The 21,351-nt window shown below is 72.5% G+C and carries 21 protein-coding genes and 1 tRNA gene; 10 read left to right on the forward strand and 12 right to left on the reverse strand.

Annotation, left to right across the window (positions count from 1 at the left end; genetic code table 11):
• The first annotated feature begins 176 nt into the window (after positions 1-176).
• Positions 177-1,169 carry a hypothetical protein gene (locus Q9S36_RS42705; RefSeq protein ID WP_311290843.1) on the forward strand — a complete coding sequence of 331 codons (993 nt, stop codon included), beginning with the start codon at positions 177-179 and terminating at the stop codon, positions 1,167-1,169.
• A 205-nt stretch (positions 1,170-1,374) separates the two neighbouring features.
• Positions 1,375-1,902: a DUF3145 domain-containing protein gene (locus tag Q9S36_RS42710; RefSeq protein WP_311290844.1), complete on the forward strand. Its 528-nt coding sequence runs from the start codon at positions 1,375-1,377 to the stop codon at positions 1,900-1,902.
• 24 nt (positions 1,903-1,926) lie between these two features.
• Here the strand turns inward: Q9S36_RS42710 and Q9S36_RS42715 are convergent, their stop codons facing one another.
• From Q9S36_RS42715 to Q9S36_RS42745, 7 genes are all read right to left on the reverse strand, one after another.
• A complete protein-coding gene (locus Q9S36_RS42715; RefSeq protein WP_311290845.1) occupies positions 1,927-2,370 on the reverse strand; it encodes a hypothetical protein in 444 nt (147 codons plus the stop codon).
• Positions 2,371-2,427: 57 nt separating this feature from the next.
• Complete coding sequence (locus tag Q9S36_RS42720; RefSeq protein ID WP_311290846.1) at positions 2,428-3,858, reverse strand: carboxyl transferase domain-containing protein; 1,431 nt, start codon at positions 3,856-3,858, stop codon at positions 2,428-2,430.
• 39 nt (positions 3,859-3,897) lie between these two features.
• Positions 3,898-5,148 (reverse strand): beta-ketoacyl-[acyl-carrier-protein] synthase II, encoded by a 1,251-nt coding sequence (locus tag Q9S36_RS42725; protein WP_311290847.1) that lies wholly within the window; start codon positions 5,146-5,148, stop codon positions 3,898-3,900.
• 99 nt (positions 5,149-5,247) lie between these two features.
• On the reverse strand, positions 5,248-5,493 hold the full coding sequence (locus Q9S36_RS42730; protein ID WP_129456799.1) for an acyl carrier protein: 246 nt from the start codon (positions 5,491-5,493) through the stop codon (positions 5,248-5,250).
• An 80-nt stretch (positions 5,494-5,573) separates the two neighbouring features.
• Positions 5,574-6,587, reverse strand: a complete 1,014-nt coding sequence (locus Q9S36_RS42735; RefSeq protein ID WP_311290848.1) for a beta-ketoacyl-ACP synthase III — start codon at positions 6,585-6,587, stop codon at positions 5,574-5,576.
• Positions 6,587-7,771: an acyltransferase domain-containing protein gene (locus Q9S36_RS42740; protein WP_311290849.1), complete on the reverse strand. Its 1,185-nt coding sequence runs from the start codon at positions 7,769-7,771 to the stop codon at positions 6,587-6,589. The genes Q9S36_RS42735 and Q9S36_RS42740 overlap by 1 nt, the downstream gene beginning before the upstream one ends.
• A gap of 79 nt (positions 7,772-7,850) precedes the next feature.
• Entirely contained in the window at positions 7,851-9,023 is a 1,173-nt protein-coding gene (locus tag Q9S36_RS42745) for a helix-turn-helix domain-containing protein (RefSeq protein ID WP_311290850.1), read from the reverse strand.
• A 177-nt stretch (positions 9,024-9,200) separates the two neighbouring features.
• Between Q9S36_RS42745 and Q9S36_RS42750 the strand changes: the two genes are divergently transcribed.
• Positions 9,201-10,196, forward strand: a complete 996-nt coding sequence (locus Q9S36_RS42750) for an alpha/beta fold hydrolase (protein ID WP_311290851.1) — start codon at positions 9,201-9,203, stop codon at positions 10,194-10,196.
• On the opposite strand, the gene Q9S36_RS42755 is transcribed toward Q9S36_RS42750, so the two are convergent.
• Complete coding sequence (locus Q9S36_RS42755; protein WP_311290852.1) at positions 10,193-10,576, reverse strand: VOC family protein; 384 nt, start codon at positions 10,574-10,576, stop codon at positions 10,193-10,195. The genes Q9S36_RS42750 and Q9S36_RS42755 overlap by 4 nt on opposite strands.
• Before the next feature lie 133 nt (positions 10,577-10,709).
• On the opposite strand from Q9S36_RS42755, the gene Q9S36_RS42760 reads away from it, so the two are divergent.
• Positions 10,710-11,516, forward strand: a complete 807-nt coding sequence (locus Q9S36_RS42760) for a helix-turn-helix domain-containing protein (protein WP_311290853.1) — start codon at positions 10,710-10,712, stop codon at positions 11,514-11,516.
• Positions 11,517-11,540: 24 nt separating this feature from the next.
• Here the strand turns inward: Q9S36_RS42760 and aceE are convergent, their stop codons facing one another.
• Positions 11,541-14,324, reverse strand: a complete 2,784-nt coding sequence (gene aceE, locus Q9S36_RS42765; RefSeq protein ID WP_311290854.1) for a pyruvate dehydrogenase (acetyl-transferring), homodimeric type — start codon at positions 14,322-14,324, stop codon at positions 11,541-11,543.
• Between the two features lie 199 nt (positions 14,325-14,523).
• Between aceE and Q9S36_RS42770 the strand changes: the two genes are divergently transcribed.
• The 6 genes from Q9S36_RS42770 to Q9S36_RS42795 all read left to right on the forward strand — a co-directional run bounded on the left by Q9S36_RS42770 (position 14,524) and on the right by Q9S36_RS42795 (position 18,800).
• Entirely contained in the window at positions 14,524-14,967 is a 444-nt protein-coding gene (locus Q9S36_RS42770; RefSeq protein ID WP_396653956.1) for a DUF3052 domain-containing protein, read from the forward strand.
• The gene (locus Q9S36_RS42775) at positions 14,964-16,628 is read left to right on the forward strand and encodes an AMP-binding protein (protein WP_311290856.1); all 1,665 of its coding nucleotides are present in this window, start codon (positions 14,964-14,966) and stop codon (positions 16,626-16,628) included. Before Q9S36_RS42770 ends, Q9S36_RS42775 begins: the two co-directional genes overlap by 4 nt.
• Positions 16,625-17,098, forward strand: coding sequence for a peroxiredoxin (locus Q9S36_RS42780; RefSeq protein WP_311290857.1), 474 nt, complete (start codon positions 16,625-16,627; stop codon positions 17,096-17,098). Before Q9S36_RS42775 ends, Q9S36_RS42780 begins: the two co-directional genes overlap by 4 nt.
• Positions 17,099-17,300: 202 nt before the next feature.
• Positions 17,301-17,372: transfer RNA gene (locus tag Q9S36_RS42785), tRNA-Val, on the forward strand.
• 123 nt (positions 17,373-17,495) lie between these two features.
• Positions 17,496-17,885, forward strand: a complete 390-nt coding sequence (locus Q9S36_RS42790) for a hypothetical protein (protein WP_311290858.1) — start codon at positions 17,496-17,498, stop codon at positions 17,883-17,885.
• 24 nt (positions 17,886-17,909) lie between these two features.
• Positions 17,910-18,800 (forward strand): serine/threonine-protein kinase, encoded by an 891-nt coding sequence (locus Q9S36_RS42795; RefSeq protein ID WP_311290859.1) that lies wholly within the window; start codon positions 17,910-17,912, stop codon positions 18,798-18,800.
• On the opposite strand, the gene Q9S36_RS42800 is transcribed toward Q9S36_RS42795, so the two are convergent.
• Genes Q9S36_RS42800 through Q9S36_RS42810 form a run of 3 tightly spaced genes read right to left on the reverse strand, consistent with a single transcriptional unit; the run spans position 18,801 to position 21,271 of the window.
• Positions 18,801-19,472 carry a response regulator transcription factor gene (locus Q9S36_RS42800; protein WP_311290860.1) on the reverse strand — a complete coding sequence of 224 codons (672 nt, stop codon included), beginning with the start codon at positions 19,470-19,472 and terminating at the stop codon, positions 18,801-18,803.
• Between the two features lie 28 nt (positions 19,473-19,500).
• Complete coding sequence (locus Q9S36_RS42805) at positions 19,501-20,946, reverse strand: HAMP domain-containing sensor histidine kinase (protein WP_311290861.1); 1,446 nt, start codon at positions 20,944-20,946, stop codon at positions 19,501-19,503.
• Entirely contained in the window at positions 20,912-21,271 is a 360-nt protein-coding gene (locus Q9S36_RS42810) for a hypothetical protein (protein ID WP_311290862.1), read from the reverse strand. The genes Q9S36_RS42805 and Q9S36_RS42810 overlap by 35 nt, the downstream gene beginning before the upstream one ends.
• Positions 21,272-21,351: the final 80 nt, after the last annotated feature.

Here is a 21,351-nt window from a genome sequence, read left to right on the forward strand (position 1 = left end):
GCCGATGGTACTGCAACCGAGAGGTTGTGGGAGAGTAGGACGCCGCCGGACATATATTTGGCAGAGGCCACCAGGCATCCTGGTGGCCTCTGCGCCATTTGGTGGCATGAGTGAGTACGGTTGCCCCGGTACGGGGGGCCGTCGTGGTGAACGTGCATGAGAAGGGAAGTGCGGCTGTGGCCGAGGACCGTCGAGGACAGCGTCCGTCTCGAGGTGGATCGAACGCCGGGCGAGGCGGCTCCACCGGTGGCCGGGGCGGTTCGTCCCGGGGTGGCTCGGGCTCCCGTAGCAGTGACTCCCGTGGCGGCGCCGGGCGCGGGTCGGCCGGCGATGCGCGTGGTCGCGGTTCGCGCGACGACAAGCCGCGTGGCCAGGGTGGCTCCTCCCGGGGTGGCTACCAGGGCAAGCCCGGCGGCAAGCGTCCCTCCAACTCCGCGCAGAAGGCGTTCCGCGGCCGCTCGGAGGAGAAGCCCCGCACTGCCGACCAGGCGGCGTACGACGGTCCGGACCTGCCGGAGGACGTCACCGGTGCCGAGCTCGACCGCGGCGTGCGCGCCCAGCTGAAGGGACTGCCCGAGAAGCTCGCTGCCCGCGTCGCCCGTCACCTGGCGGCGGCCGGGAGGTTCATCGACGAGGACCCCGAGCTCGCCTACCAGCACGCGCTGGCCGCTCGGGCACGCGCGTCACGCATCGCCGTGGTGCGCGAGGCGGCGGGGGAGACGGCGTACGCCGCCGGCCACTACGCCGAGGCGCTGGCCGAGCTGCGTGCGGCGAAGCGGATGAACGGCGCGACCGACTACCTCCCGATCATGGCCGACTGCCACCGGGCCCTCGGCAACCCCGAGCAGGCGATCAAGCTGGCGAAGAGCCCGTCGGTCGCCAACTTCAGCTCCGAGGCGAAGGCGGAGATGACTCTCGTGGAGGCGGGCGCCCGCCGGGACATGGGCCAGCTCGATGCCGCCCTGCGCACGCTCGAGCTCGCGCCGCTGACCTCCAAGAGCCGCGCGGCGTGGGTCGTGCGGCTGCGCTACGCCTACGCCGACACGCTCGAGGCAGCAGGTCGCGAGTCCGACGCCCTGGCGTGGTTCCACCGGACCCACGCGATCGACTCCGAGGAGCTCACCGACTCCGCGGAGCGCGCCGAGCAGCTGGAGCGGCGCCAGTCCTGACCCGGGGCCTGACCCGCGGCCGGAGTCGCGCCTGACGGGCGTCGGGCGCGGCTCCCAGCGGGTCGGCCAGGTGCGCTGGCATTCGCGCGCCTCATGGGTCACAATGGAGCCACTAATCACATACGTGTCACTCGGACTCCGAGAGCGAAGACGACAGAACGCTGGGGAAGGCGCATCTGGAGCGTCGGAACTCAAGGAGGTCATGGTGACCACACGCATTGCTTCCCGTCCGGACGGTCCGGAGACGAGGGGCATCCTCTACGTGCACTCTGCTCCCTCCGCACTCTGCCCGCACATCGAGTGGGCGGTGGGCGGAGTCCTCGGAGTTGCCGTCTCGCTCGACTGGACGCCGCAGCCTGCCCAGCCGGGGTCCTACCGTGCCGAGCTGTCCTGGACGGGCGTGGCCGGCACCGCCGCGGCGGTCGCCTCGGCGCTGCGGGGCTGGAACCACCTGCGCTTCGAGATCACCGAGGAGCCGACCGGCTCCAGCGAGGGCACCCGCTTCTCGTGCACCCCGGACCTGGGCATCTTCCACGCCATCACCGGCCCCCACGGCGACATCCTCATCCCCGAGGACCGGCTCAAGGCCGCCGTGGTGAAGGCCGCCCTCGGCGACACCACGCTGCTGCTCGAGATCGACCAGCTGCTCGGCAAGCCGTGGGACGACGAGCTCGAGACCTTCCGCCACGCGGGCGAGGGCGCACCGGTCCGGTGGCTGCACCAGGTCGTCTGACGGCGCGTCAGGCCGCCCTGACGGTCACGGGTTGCGCTTGCGCATCCGGAAGGCCTCGGTGACCGTCACCGAGGCCTCCTGCGACCCGTCGTACGAGACGAGCTGGCCCTTGAGCGCGAACATCCCCGGCTTGGTCGCCCAGCGGCACAGGCGGAACTCCAGCACGCCGGAGGTCGGGTCGTTGGGCCCGATGAGCGACTGGGCGTTGACACCCTTGCCGGCACGGTCCTGCATCGTGATGTCGAAGGTCCAGTCGGAGGACGGCGTGGTGACCGCGTAGGCGTAGTGGTAGTCCTTGCAGCCACGCTTCAGCCGCCCGTCGGGGGCGTCCAGCACGCCGGTCAGGACGGGCTGCTCCGGGGACGAGTGGGCCGGTGGGGTCGGCTCACCGGGGGAGAGGGGGCTGGGCAGCGGCACGGGCAGCAGGCCGGCCGTGGTGAGGACGGCGGCCGCGAGCAGGCTCGACATGGAACACCTCCGAGGGGGTCAGGGTGTCCAACGAGCCGGTGTGACGTGCGTTACGCCTCAGAGGGGGATGTTGCCGTGGTGACCGCGGCGCACGCCGACGGTGTCGATCTCCTGGCGCATCGCGGCCGCGATGGCGCTGCGGGTCCGGGCCGGCTCGACGACCTCGTCGACGACGCCGATCTCCACGGCCTTGTCGACGCCGCCCGCGATGCGCTCGTGCTCGGCGGCCAGCTCGGCCTCGACCTGGGGCCGGATCTCGGGGGAGACCTCGGCCAGCTTGCGACGGTGCAGGATGCGGATCGCGGCCACGGCTCCCATGACGGCCACCTCGGCGCCCGGCCACGCCAGGACGCGCGTGGCCCCCAGCGAGCGGGCGTTCATCGCGATGTAGGCGCCGCCGTAGGTCTTGCGGGTCACCAATGTGACACGGGGGACCACGCACTCTCCGAAGGCGTGCAGCAGCTTGGCGCCGCGGCGTACGACGCCGTCCCACTCCTGGCCGACGCCGGGGAGGTAGCCGGGCACGTCGACGACGACCACCAGCGGCACCCCGAAGGCGTCGCACATGCGGACGAAGCGCGACGCCTTCTCCGCCGACAGGGAGTCCAGGCAGCCGCCGAGGCGAAGCGGGTTGTTCGCCACGACGCCGACCGTGCGGCCACCGAAGCGCCCGAGGGCGGTGACGATGTTGGGTGCCCAGCGAGCGTGGATCTCCTGCATCGTGCCCTCGTCGAGCAGCCCCTCGACGAGCGGGTGCACGTCGTAGGCGCGCTTCTTCGACTCCGGCAGCAGCGCGTCGAGGTCACGGTCCTCGACGTCGTCGGCGGCCAGGCTGCCCTGGGCGCCGAGGAGCGAGGCGACCGTGCGGGCCTTGTCGAGGGCCTCGCGCTCGGACTCGGTGAGGATGTGGACGACGCCGGACCGCCGCCCGTGCGGCTCGGGCCCGCCGAGGCGCAGCATGTCGACGTCCTCGCCGGTGACGGAGCGGACGACGTCGGGGCCGGTGACGAAGATGCGGCCCTCGGGCCCGAGGATCACCACGTCGGTGAGGGCCGGGCCGTAGGCAGCGCCTCCGGCGGCCGGCCCGAGCACGACGGAGATCTGCGGGATCACGCCGGAGGCCTGCGTCATCACCTGGAAGATGCGGCCCACGGCGTGGAGCGACAGCACGCCCTCGGCCAGGCGGGCGCCGCCGGAGTGCCACAGCCCGATGATGGGCACGCCGTCGGTGAGGGCGCGGTGGTAGGCGTCGACGACGACGCGGCAGCCCACGTCGCCCATCGCCCCGCCCATGACGGTCGCGTCGCTGCAGAACGCGACCACCTGCGTGCCGTCGACCCGGCCGACCGCGGCGAGCATGCCCGACTCGTCGTCAGGGGTGATCAGCTCGAGGGTGCCCTCGTCGAGCAGCGCGGTGAGGCGGTGCACGGGGTTGCGCGGGTCCTCCTCGCGGGGCAGCTTGGCGGGCTTGGCGGCGGTGGCAGTCACAGAGGGTCCTTCCGAGGACGGGTGCGGATCAGACGTGGATCAGACGCTGCCGAAGGCGACGGCGACGTTGGCGCCGCCGAAGCCGAAGGAGTTGTTGAGGGCCACGATGTCGCCCTCGGGGAGGTCGCGCCTCGACGTCGGGATGTCGAGGTCGACCGCTGCATCCTTGTCGTCGAGGTTGATCGTCGGCGGGCTGACGCGGTCGTGCAGCGCCATGACGGTGGCCACCGCCTCCAGGGCGCCGGCACCACCGAGCAGGTGCCCGGTCATGGACTTGGTGCTGGTCACGACGCAGCGGTCGACGTGGTCGCCCAGGACGGCGTGCAGCATGAGGCCCTCGGCGATGTCACCCTTGGGCGTCGACGTGGCGTGGGCGTTGACGTGGACCACCGTGGCGGGGTCGACGTCGCCCTCGCGGAGGGCCATCTGGATGGCGCGGGTGCCGCCACGACCCTCGGGGTCGGGCTGCGCGATGTCGTGGGCGTCGTTGCTGATGCCGGCGCCGCGCACCTCGGCGTACACCTTGGCGCCGCGGGCGCGGGCGTGCTCCTCCGACTCGAGGATCAGCACGGCACCGCCCTCGCCGAGGACGAAGCCGTCACGGGCGCTGTCCCAGGGGCGCGAGACCGTGGTCGGGTCGCCGCCTTCCTCGCTGCCGGTCTTGGACAGCGCCATCATGTTCGCGAAGGCGGCCATGGGGAGCGGGTGGATCGCGGCCTCGGTGCCGCCGGCGATCACGATGTCGGCGCGGCCGAGTCGGATCAGGTCGAGGGCCATCGCGATCGCCTCGTTGCCCGACGCGCAGGCCGACGTCGGCGCGTGCACGGCCGCGCGGGCGCCGTACTTGAGGCTGACGTTGGCCGCGGGGGCGTTGGGCATGAGCATCGGCACGGCGAGGGGGGAGACCCGGCGGGCGCCCTTCTCGAGCAGCGTGTCGTAGTTGGCGAGCAGCGTCGTGACACCACCGATGCCGGAGGCCAGGGCCACACCCAGGCGCTCGGCCTCGATGTCGGCACCCTCGAGGCCGGCGTCGGCCCACGCCTGGTCGGCCGCGACCATGGCGAACTGGCTGGAGCGGTCGAGGCGGCGCGCCTTGACGCGGTCGAGCACCTCGGACGGCTCGACGGCGACCCGGCCACCGATCTTCACCGGCAGCTCGTCGACCCACTCGTCGGTGAGGCGCCTGATGCCGGAGGTTCCGGACAGCATCGCCTGCCAGGTGGAGGCGACGTCCCCGCCGACGGGGGAGGTGGTGCCGAGGCCGGTGACGACTACGCGGGTCGAGGGCATCTGTGGGTATCCGTTTCTCGGTGGTGGAGGGTGGTCCGGGGCGGTCCGGTGGTCACGGGCGGCCGAGGCTGGTCGGCCGCCCGTGACGTCGGGGAGGGCTCAGCCCTGGGCGCGCTCGATGTAGGCGACGGCGTCACCCACGGTCTTGAGGTTCTTGACCTCGTCGTCCGGGATGGTCACGCCGAACTTCTCCTCGGCGGCCACGACGACCTCGACCATGGAGAGCGAGTCGACGTCGAGGTCGTCCACGAACGACTTGTCCAGCTGGACGTCGTCGGCGTCGACGCCGGCGACCTCGTTGACGATGTCGGCGAGGTCGGCACGGATTTCTTCGGTGGTGGCCATGGGGCCTTCCCTTCTTTCTCGGTGGTGGTGCTCGGTCAGAACTGGTGGGTCAGCGGAGGCTGCTCGCGGGTGCGGGCGGCTCAGGGGACGGTGACGACCTGCGCCGCATAGGCGAGGCCGGCGCCGAAGGCGATGAGGAGGGCGGTGTCACCGCTGCGGGCGTCGCCCTCGAGCATCATCCGGTCGAGCGCGAGCGGGATGGAGGCGGCCGAGGTGTTGCCCTGGTCGGCGACGTCGCGGGCGATGCGCACCGACTCGGGGAGCTTCATCGAGCGGGCCATCGCGTCGACGATGCGCATGTTGGCCTGGTGGGGCACGAAGACGTCCAGCTCGTCGAGGGACACCCCAGCGGCGTCGAGCGCCTGCTGGCCGATCTTGGCCATCGCGAAGGACGCCCAGCGGAAGACCGGGTTTCCCTGCATGGTGAGGTGCGGCATCACGCCCGAGCCGGGCTGGGTGTCGGTGCCGACCACGTCGCGCCAGTCCTCGCGCTGGCGGATGAGGTCGAACTGCTCGCCGTCGGAGCCCCAGACGACAGGGCCGATGCCCGGGGTGTCGCTCGGCCCCACCACGGCCGCCCCGGCCCCGTCGGCGAAGATGAACGCGGTGCCCCGGTCGGTCAGGTCGAGGATGTCGGTGAGACGCTCGACGCCGACCACCAGCACGTGGCGGGCGCTGCCGGCGCGGACCATGTCGGACGCCATCGCGATGCCGTGGCAGAAGCCGGCGCAGGCGGCCGAGATGTCGAAGGCGGCGGCACCACCGGTGCCGAGCTCGTGGGCGATCGCGGTGGCCACGGCGGGCGTCTGGAGCAGGTGGCTGACGGTGGCGACGACGACGCAGTCGATGTCGCCGGGATTCAACCCGGCGCGCTCGATGGCGGCGCGGGACGCCTCCACCGACATCATCTGGACCGACTCCTCGGGACCGGCCCACCGACGTGTCCTGATGCCGGAGCGCTGCTGGATCCACTCGTCGCTGGAGTCGATCGCGTCGACCACCTCGGAGTTGGGGACGAGCCGGGTGGGACGGTAGGAGCCCATCCCCATGATGCGCGCGTGCGGAGCACCGGTCGCGGCTGTCAGGGGGGCCATCAGTGGGTCGCCTCGGGGTGCAGGCGCAGCAGGGGCTGGCCGGGGGAGACGAGGTCGCCGTCCTCGACGAGCCACTCCACCACGGAGCCGCCGTGGGGTGCGCTGACCTGGGTGCGGTCGCGGAGGCTGGCCACGGCGCCGATCTCGGCACCCGGCTGCAGGACGTCGAGCTCGGCGGCCTCCGGGGAGACGTGGAAGGTGCCCTTGGCCGGCGAGACGATCATCCGCCACGTCGGCGTGGTCTCGATCATCGAGGCCTCGCCGTGCTTGTCGCAGAACTCGCGGGCGGCGTCGAGCTGGTCGGGGGTCTTGAGCGCGAACGTCTCGACCCCCTTGAGGGCGCGCTTGGCGATGCCGGTCAGGGTGCCGGCCGGCGGCATCTCGAGGATGCCCGTCACGCCGAGGTCGCTCATCGTCTCCATGCAGAGGTCCCAGCGGACCGGGTTGGCGATCTGGCCGACGATGCGGCGCAGCACGTCGCGGCCGTCGTGGACGACCTGTCCGTCGCGGTTGGAGATCACGGGGGTGCGCGGGTCGTGGGTCGAGACCGAGCGGGCCAGCGCGGCCAGGCGGTCGACGGCAGGAGCCATGTGCGAGGTGTGGAAGGCGCCGGCGACGCTCAGCGGCATGACCCGCGCCTTCGCCGGGGGCTCCTCGGCGAACGCGGCCAGCTGCTCCATCGTGCCGGCGGCCACGACCTGGCCGGGGCCGTTGTCGTTGGCGGCGGTGAGCCCGTGGCGCTCGATCGTGGCGAGCACCTCGTCGCGGTCGCCGCCGAGCACGGCGGTCATGCCGGTGGCGGTGACCGCGGCCGCGTCGGCCATCGCGTTGCCGCGCTCGCGCACCAGCACCATCGCCTGCTCGGCGGTGATCGCGCGTGCGCCGGCCGCGGCGGTGAGCTCGCCGACGCTGTGACCGGCCACGGCGCCGATGCGCGAGAAGGCGTCGGCGGGGTGGGGGAACAGGTCGAGGGCGGCGATCAGCCCGGTCGCGACGAGCAGCGGCTGGGCGACCTTCGTGTCGCGGATCGTGTCCGCGTCGGCCTCCGTGCCGTAGTGCGCGAGGTCGATGCCGGCCACGGTGGCCAGCCAGTCGAAGCGCGCGGCGAAGGTGGGGTCCTCCAGCCAGGGCGTGAGGAAACCGGGGGTCTGGGCCCCTTGACCGGGGGCGACGATGACGAGCACGAGTCCACTGTGCCCAAGGCGCGGCCCCGGCCGCGGGTCCGACGCCGACGAAAGTGCCCCCCAGATCCTTGTAGGGTTCCTACAATTCCGTTCGGCCGGACTGACGCCCTAGGATCAGCGCCAGCTGCAGGGTGAAGGCCTCCCGGGGGCGGGTCGGTGACCAGCCGGTGACGTCGGTGATCTGGCGAAGCCGGTAGCGCACCGTGTTCGGGTGGACGAAGAGCGCGCGAGCCGTGGCCTCGATCGAGGAGCCGTGCTCGAACCAGGCGCCGAGCGTCTCCAGGAGCGTGCCCCGTGCCGCCACCAGCGGCAGGTACACGTCGTCGACCAGGTGGCGCCGGGCGTGGCCGTCGCCGGCGAGCGCGCGCTCGGGCAGCAGGTCGCGGCTGGCGACCGGCCGGGGCGCGTCGGGCCAGCCGGCCGCCGCCCGGTGCGCGGAGAGGGCCGCCCGGGCCGAGGCGTTGGCATGGGCGAGGTCGGCGGTGACCGGGCCCACGACCACCGGCCCGTCGCCGAAGTGGTCGAGCAGCCGGGTCGCCGCCTTCAGGGGATCGTCCGCACCGCCGAGGACCACGACCAGCCGGTCGCCCTGGGTGGCGCACAGCGCGTCCATGCCGCCCGCGCGGGCGGAGCGGCGCACGGACTCGAAGACGTCGATCTCCGCACGGTGCGGGGGCACGGAGCCCAGCACCACGGCGACGTCGCCGTGTGCGCCCCAGCCCAGTGCGCTCGCGCGCGAGAGCACCGACTCGTCGGTCTCGGCGCGGACGACCGCGTCGACGACGAGCGCCTCGAGGCGGGCGTCCCAGGCACCGCGGGACTCGGCGGCGCGGGCGTAGACCGCGGCGGTCGCGAAGGCGACCTCGCGGGCGTAGCGCAGCACCGCCTGGTGGACCTCCTCGACGTCCTCGGGGTGCAACAGGGCGTCGATGTTGGTCTCGACCACGCGGATGCTCAGCCGCACCAGCTCGACCGTCTGCTGCAGGGAGATGACCCCGGTGAGCTCGCGCGGCGCGGCGCCGAAGACGACCACGTCGAGGGGGTCGTGGGCCGAGGCCTCGACCTCGACGTCGTACCAGTCGACGAAGCCGCGGATGCCGGCTTGGACGATGAGGCCGACCCAGGATCGGTCCTCGGCGCTCAGGTCGTCGAACCAGGGCAGGTCGGCGGACATCCGGCCCGTGGCTGCGGTGCTCAGCGCCCCCGTGGAGCTGCGCAGGGCCTCGGCTGCGCGACGGCGGGAAGGGGGCATGGCGCGACTCTAGTGCGGTCCGCGACGTAGTGGGATTCCCACGAAGCCGGTGGTTCGGCCACCGGACCCGCCGGAACGGCCCACCAGGTCACGACTTGGCATCGCCGCCCGGTGTGCCCGCGGAACTGGACGTGCGTCTGGTTGAATCCGGGACGGTCCCCACAGGTTGGAGCTCGAGTGCCGCGTCGCAGCAACCCGCACCTGCAGCACGTCACCGTGCACGGGCACCGGCGCGCGTACGTCCGCAAGGGCTCGGGACCCGTCGTCCTGCTGCTGCACGGGCTCGGGTGCGACCACACCACGTGGACCCCGGTCATCGACTCGCTGGCGCGCACGCACACCGTGATCGCACCCGACCTGCTCGGCCACGGTGCCTCGGACAAGCCGCGGGCCGACTACAGCGTGGGCGGCTACGCCAACGGCATGCGCGACCTGCTCACCGTGCTGGGCATCGACACCGCCACCGTGGTCGGCCACAGCTTCGGCGGGGGCGTGGCGATGCAGTTCGCCTACCAGTACCCCGAGCGCACCGAACGGCTGGTCCTGGTGGGGTCCGGCGGTCTGGGGCCCGAGGTCAGCCCCGCGATCCGGGCGATCACCACGCCCGGGTTCCAGCAGCTGATGGGCGTGCTGTCGCTGCCCGGGCTGCGCCACGCCGCCACGGCGTCGATGCGGGTCCTCGCCGCCACCGGCCTGAGCCAGCTGCGCGACCTCGACGAGGTCGCCGACATCTACGACTCCTTCAAGGATCCCGACACCCGCGCCGCCATCCGGCACGTCGTGCGCGCCGTCGTGGACTGGCGTGGGCAGATCGTGACCATGGCCGATCGCGCCTACCTGACCGAGGCGATGCCGATGTGCGTGGTGTGGGGTGCCGACGACCTCGTCATCCCGGTCGACCACGCCAGCAACGCCCGTGCGCTCGCGCCGACCGCGCGCGTCGAGATCGTCCCCAACGCCGGGCACTTCCCGCACAAGGACCACCCCGAGCGGTTCGCGAAGATCGTGCGCGACTTCATCCGGGCCACCGAGCCGAGCCACTACGACCGGGAGCGGTGGCGCCAGCTGCTCGACGAGGGCGCATCCGTCGCGCCGGCGCACGGCGGTGCCGGCGACGCACCGGTCGCCCCGCTCCGTGCGGTACGACGCCCGGCGGGCGCGCAGCCGGCCTAGCCCCAGCTCGCGGCGTCGGTCAGGCAGAACGGGTGGCCGGCGGGGTCGATGAGCACGCGCCACGTCTCGCCCGGCTGCGGGTCGGCGAGCCGCGCCCCGAGGTCCACCGCCCGGTCGGCCATCGCGTCGAGGTCGTCGACGGCGAGGTCGAGGTGGAACTGCTTGCGGCCACCCTCGTCGGGCCACGAGGGCGGCTGGTGGTCCGGGACGCGTCCCAGGCCCAGCGCGGGTGAGCCGTCCGGTCCGCTGAGCATCGCGTAGTCCTCGGTGCTCGCGGCGACGCTCCAGCCCAGGAGCGCCGACCAGAACTCCGCCGACGGCGCGACCTCCGCGCAGTCGAGCGTCACCATCGCGATCCGGGCTGTCTGCTGCTGGGCCACTGCTGTCTCCTCGTGCGGTCGTCGTGCGGGTCGTGCGGCTCGTGGGCCGTCGTCACGAGTGTTGCGCCCCGGGTGGGCCCGATGCTTGGAGAAAGGCGACAGGGCTGTCGGACCCCGGTCCTAGGCTGACGGGGTGCCTTCCAGATCGGGCCGCGTCCGGGCGGCGGTCCTCCGACCCAGCCGGGCGGGGCGACGGATCGAGGTCGGCCGCGGTGAGCCCGACGACGACCTCGCCGGGCTGGTCGACTACTTCTGGTGGGTCCGCTGGGACGCTCCCGAGCCGCACGTCCAGGAGGTCGTGCCGCGGCCGGTGGTGCACGTCAGTGCCGAGGTCGTCGCGGGCGAGCCCCGCCTGCTGGTCCACGGCGTCCACCCGCGGATGTTCCGCCGGCGGCTCGAGGGCGCCGGGCACACCGTCGCGGCAGGGTTCCGCCCGGCCGGGTTCCGGCCGTTCCTGCGCGCCGACGTCGGGGCGCTGCAGGGCCGGGAGCTGCCGGGCGCCGAGGTGCTCGGCGGTGACGACCGGCCGGTGGCCCGGGAGGTGCTGTCCTGCGAGCGTCCCGAGGACGGCGCCACCGTGCTCGCTGCCTGGCTGCGCGGCCTCGGTCCGGCGGACGACCCGCTGGTGCCCGAGCTCGCGGCGCTGGTCGAGCGCGCGGAGACCGACACCTCGCTGGTGCGCGCCGAGCAGCTCGCGAGCCTCGCCGGCGTCAGCCTGCGCACCCTGCAGCGGCGGTTCCACTCGCACGTCGGGATTGGCCCGAAGTGGGTGGTGCAGCGGTTCCGGCTGCTCGACGTCACCACCGCCGCGCACGGCGGCGGCGACGTCGACTGGGCCGACCTCGCCGCGCGCCTGGGCTATGCCGACCAGTCCCACCTGATCCGCGCCTTCACGCAGCTGGTGGGCCACCCTCCCGCCGCTTACGCGCGGGAGGCGTGAGCCACCAGATCAGGCCGGGGATGCTTACGCATCCCCTCCTTCCTGCTTGATGTCCTTCGTCGCCGTCGGGTCGTCGATGCGGTAGCGCTCGGCCGCCTCGACGACCTTCTCCACCGGGACCTGACCGGCGTCGGCGAGTGCCTGGAGGGCCTGGACGACGACGTTGACCGCGTCGATGTGGAAGTAGCGCCGGGCAGCCGGGCGGGTGTCGGCGAAGCCGAACCCGTCGGCACCGAGCACGCGGTAGTCGGCCGGCACCCAGCGGGCGATCTGCAGCGGGACGGCCCGCATGTAGTCGGACACCGCGATGACCGGGCCTTCGGCGCCGGCCAGCTTGTCGCTGACGTAGGCCGTGCGGCGCTCCTCGCCGGGGTGCAGGAGGTTCCACTCCTCGGCGGCGACACCGTCGCGCGCGAGCTCGTTCCAGGAGGTGACCGACCACAGGTCGGACTGCACGCCCCAGTCCTCGGCGAGGAGGCGGGCCGCCTCGTCGATCCACGGGTAGCCGACGCCGGAGGCCATCAGCTGCACCCGGGGTCCCTCGCCCTCGGCGGTCGAGACCTTGTGGATGCCGCGCAGGATGCCGTCGACGTCGACGTCGTCGGGCTCGGCCGGCTGCGAGACCGGCTCGTTGTAGACGGTGAGGTAGAAGATGACGTCCTCGCCGTGGCCCTCGGGCCCGCCGGTGCCGTACATCCGCTCGAGGCCGCTCTTCATGATGTGGCTGATCTCGTAGGCGAACGCCGGGTCGTAGTGCACGATCGCCGGGTTGGTCGCCGCGAGGAGCGGGGAGTGCCCGTCGGCGTGCTGCAGGCCCTCACCGGTGAGCGTGGTGCGGCCGGCGGTGGCGCCGATGAGGAAGCCGCGCGCGAGCTGGTCGGCCATCGCCCAGATGGAGTCGCCGGTGCGCTGGAACCCGAACATCGAGTAGAAGATGTAGAACGGGATCATGTGCTCGCCGTGCGTGGAGTACGACGATCCGGCCGCGGTCGCGGACGCCATCGCGCCGGCCTCCGAGATGCCCTCGTGGAGCATCTGGCCCTGCGCGGACTCCTTGTAGGAGAGCAGCAGCTTGCGGTCCACCGACTCGTACTGCTGGCCGCCGGGGTTGTAGACCTTGGCGCTCGGGAACATCGAGTCCATGCCGAAGGTGCGGTACTCGTCGGGCGCGATCGGCACGATGCGCTCGCCGATCTCGGGGTCCTTCATCCAGTCGCGCAGCAGCCGGACGACGGCCATGGTCGAGGCGATCTTGTTCTTGCCCGACCCCTGCTTGAGGTCCTTGTAGATGTCGTCACCGGGCAGCTTGAGCGAGGCGGCCCGCAGGACGCGGCGGGGGATCGAGCCGCCCAGCGCCTTGCGGCGCTCGAGCATGTACTCGATCTCCGGCGCCTCGGCACCGGGGTGGAAGAACGGCGCGCCGCCGGTCTTCTCGTAGGACTCCTCGAGGTCGCGGTCGCTGATCGGGAGGTAGAGCCGGTCGCGGAACTTCTTGAGGTCCGGGAGGGTCAGCTTCTTCATCTGGTGCGTGGCGTTCTTGCCCTCGAGGGCGTCGATCGTCCAGCCCTTGATGGTGTGGGCGAGGATCACCGTCGGCTGGCCGGTGTGCTTGGTGGCGGCGTCGAAGGCGGCGTACACCTTGCGGTAGTCGTGGCCACCGCGCGGCAGCTTCTCGATCTGCGTGTCCGACATGTGCTCGACCATCTTGCGCAGGCGCGGGTCGCCGCCGAAGAAGTGCTCGCGCACGTAGGCGCCGTCCTCGGTGGAGTAGGTCTGGAACTGGCCGTCGGGCGTGGAGTTCATCCGGTTGACCAGGACGCCGTCGACGTCGCGGGCGAGCAGGGCGTCCCACTCACGGCCCCAGACGACCTTGATGACGTTCCAGCCGGCACCGCGGAAGTTGGCCTCGAGCTCCTGGATGATCTTGCCGTTGCCGGTGACCGGTCCGTCGAGCTGCTGGAGGTTGCAGTTGATGACCCAGGTGAGGTTGTCGAGCTCCTCGCGGGCAGCGACGCGGATCGCGCCGAGCGACTCCGGCTCGGCCATCTCGCCGTCGCCCATGAAGGCCCACACCCGCTGCTGCTGGGTGTCCTTGATGCCGCGGTTGTCGAGGTAGCGGTTGAACCTGGCCTGGTAGATCGAGCCGATCGCGGTGAGGCCCATCGAGACGGTGGGGAACTCCCAGAAGTCCGGCATCAGTCGCGGGTGCGGGTACGACGGCAGGCCGGCGCCCTTGCCGTGCTGGACCTCTTGGCGGAAGCGGTAGAGCTGCTCCTCGCCCAGGCGGCCCTCGAGGAACGCGCGGGCGTAGACGCCCGGGGAGCCGTGGCCCTGGATGTAGATCTGGTCGCCGCCGCCGTCGTGGTCCTTGCCGCGGAAGAAGTGGTTGAAGCCGACCTCGTAGAGGGACGCAGAGGACTGGTAGGTCGCGATGTGGCCGCCGACCTCGAGGCCCTTGCGGTTGGCGCTCGAGACCATGACCGCGGCGTTCCAGCGGATGAAGGCCCGGATGCGGCGCTCGACGTCCTCGTCACCGGGGAACCAGGGCTCGCGCTCCGGGGGGATGGTGTTGATGTAGTCGGTCGAGCGCAGCGCCGGCACGCCGACCTGCTTCTCGCGCGCCCGCTCCAGCAGCCGCAGCATGACGTAGCGCGCCCGGTCGCGACCGCGGTCGTCGAGCATCGCGTCGAAGGACGCGAGCCACTCCTGGGTCTCGTCGGGGTCGATGTCGGGCAGCTGGGTGGGGAGGCCCTCGTGGATCACCGACGCGATGGCCGGGCTCTTGCTGGACTTCTCGGCGTCACTCACCCGCTCATCGTGTCACGCGACTCGCCGCCACGAAATCTACCCACGGGTAGTCCCACGGAGCGTGGGGCGCCGTGTCGGCAGAGGCCCCGCCGTGGGCCCGCCGTGGGCCCGGCGTGGGCCCGGCGTACGGGACGGGGTTGCGGCTCCTGCTGTGTTCCTGTGGACTGTGCGTCACCGTGCGCGACCGGCGCACCGGGACATGGGAGGCAACTGCGTGAGCTCGACGGTGGGCGATTCTGCCCCGGCGACAGGTGTGGGGGACCGGCTCGGCCTCAAGCCCGGCATGGTCGTCCAGGAGCTCGGCTGGGACAACGACACCGATGACGAGCTGCGCATCGCCGTCGAGGACCGCATCGACGCCGACATGGTCGACGGTGACTACGGCAACGTGGTCGACGCGGTCCTGCTCTGGTGGCGCGACGACGACGGAGATCTCGTCGACGGGCTGGTCGACGCCCTGACCGACCTCGTCGGGGGCGGCTCGATCTGGCTGCTGACCCCGAAGGTGGGGCGGCCCGGCACCGTCGACGCGGCGGACGTCGCCGAGGCGGCGCCGATCGCCGGCCTGTCCCAGACCACGACGGCGGCCGTCAGCAAGGACTGGCAGGCCACCCGGCTGGTCGCTCCGAAGACACCCGCGTGACCGGGTCCACGACGGCGGCCCGCGGGGTCGCCCGTGACCTCGCGGGCACCGTGGCGGGCCTCGGCACGACCGTCCGCGTGCTCGGGCGGGCGGGCGTCATCCGCCCCTACGGTCCCCGCACCCTCGTCGACATCGGCCGCGTCGTGCTCCGTTGGGGCACCGGCCCCGCGGGCGGCTTCGCCACGCTGGCCGCCCGCGCCCCGCACGCCGTGGGGGTCGTCGACGAGCTCGGCGAGCTGACGTGGGGCGAGCTGCACCGCCGCTCGAACTCGCTCGCCCGGGCGCTCGCGGAGCGCGGCGTGGGGGAGGGCGACTCCGTCGCGGTGATGTGTCGCAACCACCGCGGCTTCATCGACGCCTCGATCGCCGTCGCCAAGCTGGGCGCCGACATCCTCTACCTCAACACCGCCTTCGCGGGCCCCCAGCTCGCCGACGTGCTCGAGCGCGAGGCGCCGGTCATGGTCGTGCACGACGAGGAGTTCACCGGGCTGCTGTCCGGGGCTCGCGTGGAGCGCCGGCTGCTGGCGTGGACCGACGGCGAGCCGGCCGGCGAGACCCTCGAGCAGCTCGTCGGCGCGTACGACGAGGGCGACCTGCAGCCGCCGGACCGCCACGCGCGGGTCGTCATCCTCACCTCGGGCACGACCGGGGCTCCCAAGGGGGCGCCGCGCAAGGAGGCCGGGATCGACGCCGCGGTCTCGCTGCTGTCGCGGATGCCGCTGCGCGCCGGCTGGCGCACGCACATCGCGGCGCCGCTCTTCCACACGTGGGGCTTCGCGCACCTCGCGCTCGCCATGCTGCTGGGGTCGACCGTGGTGCTCAGGCGATCCTTCGACCCGCTCGAGGCACTGCGCACCGCCCAGGACGAGCGCTGCGAGTCGATGGTCGTCATCCCGGTGATGCTGCAGCGGATGCTGGCGCTCGAGCCCGAGCAGCTCGAGGGCATCGACCTGTCCCGGGTGCAGGTGGTCGCCTCCTCCGGGTCCGCGCTGCCGGCCACGCTCGCGCAGGCGTGGATGGACCGCTTCGGCGACAACCTCTACAACATCTACGGCTCGACCGAGGTCGCCTACGCCTCGATCGCCACGCCCGAGGACCTCCGCGCCGACCCGACCTCGGCCGGCAGGCCGCCGTACGGCACGGTCGTGAGGATCCTCGACGACGCCGGCCGCGAGCTGCCGCCGGGCGAGACGGGCCGCATCTTCGTCGGCAACGGCCTGCTCTTCGAGGGCTACACCAACGGCGGCTCCAAGGAGGTCGTCGACGGGCTGATGTGCTCCGGCGACGTCGGCTACTTCGACGAGGCCGGCAGGCTCCACGTCGCAGGCCGCGACGACGACATGATCGTCTCCGGCGGCGAGAACGTGTTCCCGCAGGAGGTTGAGGACTGCCTGGTCGCCCACGAGGCGGTCCAGGAGGTCGCCGCGATCGGCGTGGCCGACGACGACTACGGCCAGCGCCTGCGCGCGTTCGTCGTGCGCCGGGGCGACGTGTCCGCCGAGGAGCTGCGCGACCACGTGAAGGCCCACCTGGCCCGCTTCAAGGTGCCGCGCGAGATCGTCTTCCTCGACGAGCTCCCGCGCAACGCCACGGGCAAGATCCTCAAGCGGGAGCTCGCCCACCGCGCGCCTGACGGGGACGACGACGGGGCCGGCGCGTGAACGGGCCGGGCCTGTGCATCGGCGACGAGGCGCCGGACTTCACGCTGCGCGACCAGTTCGGCCAGGACGTCCGACTCAGCGACTTCCGCGGCCGCAAGGCGGTGGCGCTGCTCTTCTTTCCGTTCGCCTTCACCGGCGTCTGCACCGGTGAGCTGTCCGGGGTGCGGGACCGGCTCGCCGACTTCATGACCTTCGACACCGAGGTGCTCGCGCTCTCGTGCGACTCGGTCTACGCCCTGCGCAGCTTCGCCGAGACCGAGGGGCTGAACTTCCCCCTGCTGTCCGACTACTGGCCGCACGGAGCCGTCGCCTCGGCCTACGAGGTGTTCGACAGCGTGAAGGGCGCGCCGCGGCGCTCGTCGTACGTCGTCGACATGGACGGCCGGCTGCGCTGGTCGGTGCACAACGCGAACCCCGACGGACGCGACCTCGACGAGCACCTGCGCGAGCTCCACGCCGCCGTGTCCTGACCCGGGCCGGGGCAGTGGTCTAGACCGGCTGGGAGAAATTCCGGATTCCTCGGACAGCCTTGGGTGACGGTGTAATCTTCTACTTGTTGAGCCGCTGGTGACCCGAGACGCCAGCGGCTCAACTCATTTCTCCGCACGCCCTTGCCGTGGTGCACGGGAGATTCCGGGCCCACCCTGCCGTTCCCGTAGTGTGTGCCCTCGCGCGTCGGTAGCTCAGCGGTAGAGCACTCGGTTTACACCCGAGCGGTCGGCGGTTCGAAACCGTCCCGACGCACCGGCGACGCCGTGCTGACCGAGGTCCATGAGAGGCCTCTCATCGCGGCCTCACCGTCGACTCACCTCGCGTCGGCAAGGTCCCTCTCACCGGGCCTCGAAGGCCCCCGACGAGAGGAACACCATGAGGAAGCTCCTTCCCACCGCCCTGCTCGGCATCACCGGTCTCACCGCCTTCGGGCTGATCGCCACGTCGTCGCCGGTCGTCTCCTCGACGCCGGACGAGGCCGCCAAGCGCGAGGACGACGCCCCGTCGCTGGTGCTGGTCTCCGACGACGATGACGACGACACCTCCGACGGTGACGACGACACCCGCACCAACAGCCCGTCCTACACCGGGCAGAGCCGCGACACCCGGGACAACACCAACAGCCGGGTCAGCTCCGTCAGCCGCGACCGCGACCACAGCCGCGGCGACCGGACCCGCGACTGGACCCGCGACGGCGGCGACCGGACGCGGGACAAGTCGGCGAACCAGACCAACGACCGCAGCCGCAACGACACGCGTCGCTGAGCCGGGACGGGACGGGAGGACGTGATGCGCACGCGGGACGACGGCTGGAAGCTCGCCGAGGGGGACCTCCTGGCGCCGGGCCTCAGCGCGTTGCGCAGGCTCGGCGGCGGGGCTGCCTACGAGGCGTGGTTGTGCTTCGACGAGGTGACGTGGTCGCCCGTCGTGGTCAAGGCGCTGCGTCCCTCCCAGGTCGAGGACGAGTCCTCCCGGCGCGGCCTGCGCCGGGAGGTCCGAGCCCTCGCCACGGTGAACCACCCCGTGGTGGTCCGAGGTCTCCGCGACGGACAGGACGGTGACCGGCCGCACGTGGTGCTCGAGCACGTCGACGGTCCGCGGCTGTCCACCCTGATCCGCCGCTACGGTCCCCTGCAGGAGCAGCAGTACCTGCCGCTCGCGATCGACGTCGCGGCCGCCCTCCACTACCTGCGCCACCTCGGGTGGACCCACCTCGACATCAAGCCGAGCAACGTCATCATGGGGGCGCCGGCGCGACTGATCGACCTCTCCGTGGCGCGGCCCGAGGAGGACGCCCGACGGCTGCGCCACCCCATCGGCACCGACGCCTACATGTCGCCGGAGCAGTGCGACCCCACCGGACCGGGCGACGCGGTGCCGTCCTACGCCTCCGACGTCTGGGGCCTCGGGGCGACGCTCTTCCACGCGGTCGCCGGCCGCCGGCCCTTCGCGTCCGGTGACCCCGACGCGGACGACGTACGCCTGCGCTTCCCGCAGCTCGTCGCTCCGCCTGCTCCGCTGCCCGACCGCGTCCCTCCCGTGGTCGCCGAGGTCGTCCTCGCGTGCCTGCGCCTCGACCCGGCGCAGCGGCCCCTGCCGCACGAGATCGCCGACGCGCTCGAGCCGGTCCTGGCCGGGCTGCCCCGGGGGGCGCTGGCCGGGTTCCGGATCCGCGGGTAGTCAGGCGTCGAGCCGGTAGCCGACGCCGCGGACCGTGGAGATCGCGTCGCCGCCGAGCTTCCTGCGCAGGTAGCCGACGTAGACGTCGACGACGTTGGACCCGGGGTCGAAGTCGTAGCCCCACACGAGGTCGAGCAGCTGCTCGCGGCTGAGCACCTGGCCGGGGTTGAGCAGGAAGATCTCGGCAAGGGCGAACTCGCGGGCCGACAGCTCCGACTCCCCGTGGGGGCCGGACACGCGGCGCGTACGCCGGTCGAGACGGAACGCGCCGACGACCAGCTCGTCCCCGCTGGGCGAGGCGTCGGGAGGCGCCAGGGACCGCAGCCGCAGCCGGATCCGGGCCATCAGCTCGGCGAACCGGAACGGCTTGGCCATGTAGTCGTCGGCTCCGCCGTCGAGCGCCGTGACCGTGTCGGTGACGGAGTCGCGGGCCGTGAGCACGATCACCGGCATCCGGCTGCCCTGCGAACGGAGCTGGTCGAGGACCGCGAAGCCGTCCATGCCCGGCAGGCCGATGTCGAGGACCATGAGGTCGAAGCGCCCCGACAGCGCCTCGTCGAGCCCGCTCGGGCCGTCGGCCGCGACCGTCGGTTGATGGCCCTCGGCTCGCAGGCCCTTGGCCACGAAGGAGGCGATCCTCTCCTCGTCCTCCACGATCAGGATCTGGGCCACGTCGTCTCCTCCCGTTCGTCGTGCCTCGTCATCGGTCCACCGTCCGGACGGGCAGGCGGACCTCGACGTGGGCGCCGCCCGCCTCGCCCTCGCCGATGCGCACCGTGCCGCCGTGCGCCTGGGCGATCGCGCTCACGATGCTGAGCCCCAGGCCGAAGCCGTCGTCGCCCGAGCGCACCTGGCTGCGTCCGAAGCGCTCCAGCACGGCCTCCCGGTCCTCGGGCGGGATGCCGTCGCCGGTGTCGCGCACCCAGAGGACGACCTGTCCGTCGTCGACAGCGGACCCGATCGCGACGACCGCGCCCGGATCGGTGTGCTTGACGGCGTTGTCCGCGAGCTGGAGCAGCGCCTGGGTGATGCGCTGCTCGTCCAGCACGGAGCGGCCGCGCGCCACCGCGTCGAGGCGCCAGTCGCGCTCGCCCAGGGCGGTGGCCTTGGCCAGCACCGCCTCCGTCAGCGCAGCCAGCTCGACCTCACCCGGGACGAGGAAGTCCGGGCGCCGGCTCTTGGCCAGCAGGATGAGGTCGCCGACGAGGCGCGACATCCGGTCGGTCTCGTCGAGCAGCAGCTCTCGGGTGTGGGCGAGCTCCTCGGGGTCGCCGGGGTCGAGCAGCTCGAGGTGCCCGCGCAGCACCGTGAGCGGCGTCTTCAGCTCGTGCCCGGCGTCGTCGAGGAACTGCCGCTGGGCCGCGAAGCCGGCGTCGAGCCGCTCCAGCATCCCGTTGATGGTGCGGGTCAGGGCCGTGATGTCGTCGTTGCCGCGCTCGGGGATGCGCCGCGACAGGTCGGTGGCGGTGATCTCGCGCGCTGCCTCCTCGAGGGTCCGCAGCGGAGCGAGCAGCCGCCCGGACTGGAAGGCCGCGATCGTGCTGATGAGGCCGAGGGACAGCAGCGCGATGAGCGTGTAGGTCCGCAGCGTGCCGTCGAGCTCCTCGTGCTCGTCGCGGAGGAAGTTCACGATCACCAGCGCGCCGTCGCCCTGCGCGTCGGTGACGGGGACCAGGGTCACCCAGGTCTCCCCGAAGGTGGGGGACTCGATCACCCGCGTCCCGCCGTCGCCCGCCAGGTCGTCCAGCGCGGCCTGGTAGGCGGGCTCGTCGAGCACCTCCTGCCCGTAGCGGTTCACGGTGCGCGTCGGGGTCTGGCCACTCACGTAGCCCACCAGCATCTCGTCGTCGTCGGGGACGTTGCGGGTGAGGAAGACCTCGAGGACCCGCCCCACGTCGTCGAACCGCTCACCCGTCTCGGGGTCGACGGTGAGCCGGCGGAACTCGTCGATCTCCTGGCTGATCTGCTCGGTGACCTGCCGCTCGATGCGCGCCGACTCCAGGGCGTACACCAGCAGTCCCGCCCCGGTCATCGCACCGGCTGTGAGGACGGCGATGACGACGGTGATGCGGGTCCGGACCGAGACCCGCGCGAAGCGGCGGCGGGCACCCTCAGTCGTCCCCGTCGTCGGTCTCGGTGTCGTCATCCCCTGGCCCGTCGTCCCACTCGTCGTCGTCGCGCTCGTCGTCATCCCGATCGTCGTCGTCATCCTCCCCGACAGGCGTGGGCTGCGGGGTCACCACGCGCGCCGGGTCCGCGTCCTCGCGGCGGTCGTCCTGCTGTCTAGCCGGTGCCTCGCCGCGCTCCTCGCGGTCGGTGAGGCCGGCGGGGTCGGCGGGGTCGGCGTCGCGGAGGATCACCGGACTGTGGTCCGCGGGCACCGGCGGGTCGCTGCCGGCGACCGAGGCGACGTACGCCGTCACCGGCAGCGCGACGGCGAGCGCCAGGAGGACGGCGGTGACCCGACTCATGCCCGCCAGCATCGTGGGGTGAGGTGGTGACGCGATGAGAGGAGCATGAGAACCCTCTCATCGGCCGTTCGTCGCCGTCG

Source organism: Microbacterium sp. ARD31 (assembly GCF_031844425.1).

Coding starts and splice junctions, on each gene's coding strand:
- Q9S36_RS42810 (WP_311290862.1), bottom strand. CDS start 21,271: ATGAGTCGGGTCACCGCCGTCCTCCTGGCGCTCGCCGTCGCGCTGCCG.
- Q9S36_RS42715 (WP_311290845.1), bottom strand. CDS start 2,370: ATGTCGAGCCTGCTCGCGGCCGCCGTCCTCACCACGGCCGGCCTGCTG.
- Q9S36_RS42730 (WP_129456799.1), bottom strand. CDS start 5,493: ATGGCCACCACCGAAGAAATCCGTGCCGACCTCGCCGACATCGTCAAC.
- Q9S36_RS42745 (WP_311290850.1), bottom strand. CDS start 9,023: ATGCCCCCTTCCCGCCGTCGCGCAGCCGAGGCCCTGCGCAGCTCCACG.
- Q9S36_RS42725 (WP_311290847.1), bottom strand. CDS start 5,148: ATGCCCTCGACCCGCGTAGTCGTCACCGGCCTCGGCACCACCTCCCCC.
- Q9S36_RS42790 (WP_311290858.1), top strand. CDS start 17,496: ATGAGGAAGCTCCTTCCCACCGCCCTGCTCGGCATCACCGGTCTCACC.
- Q9S36_RS42770 (WP_396653956.1), top strand. CDS start 14,524: ATGGGAGGCAACTGCGTGAGCTCGACGGTGGGCGATTCTGCCCCGGCG.
- Q9S36_RS42805 (WP_311290861.1), bottom strand. CDS start 20,946: ATGACGACACCGAGACCGACGACGGGGACGACTGAGGGTGCCCGCCGC.
- Q9S36_RS42735 (WP_311290848.1), bottom strand. CDS start 6,587: ATGGCCCCCCTGACAGCCGCGACCGGTGCTCCGCACGCGCGCATCATG.
- Q9S36_RS42795 (WP_311290859.1), top strand. CDS start 17,910: ATGCGCACGCGGGACGACGGCTGGAAGCTCGCCGAGGGGGACCTCCTG.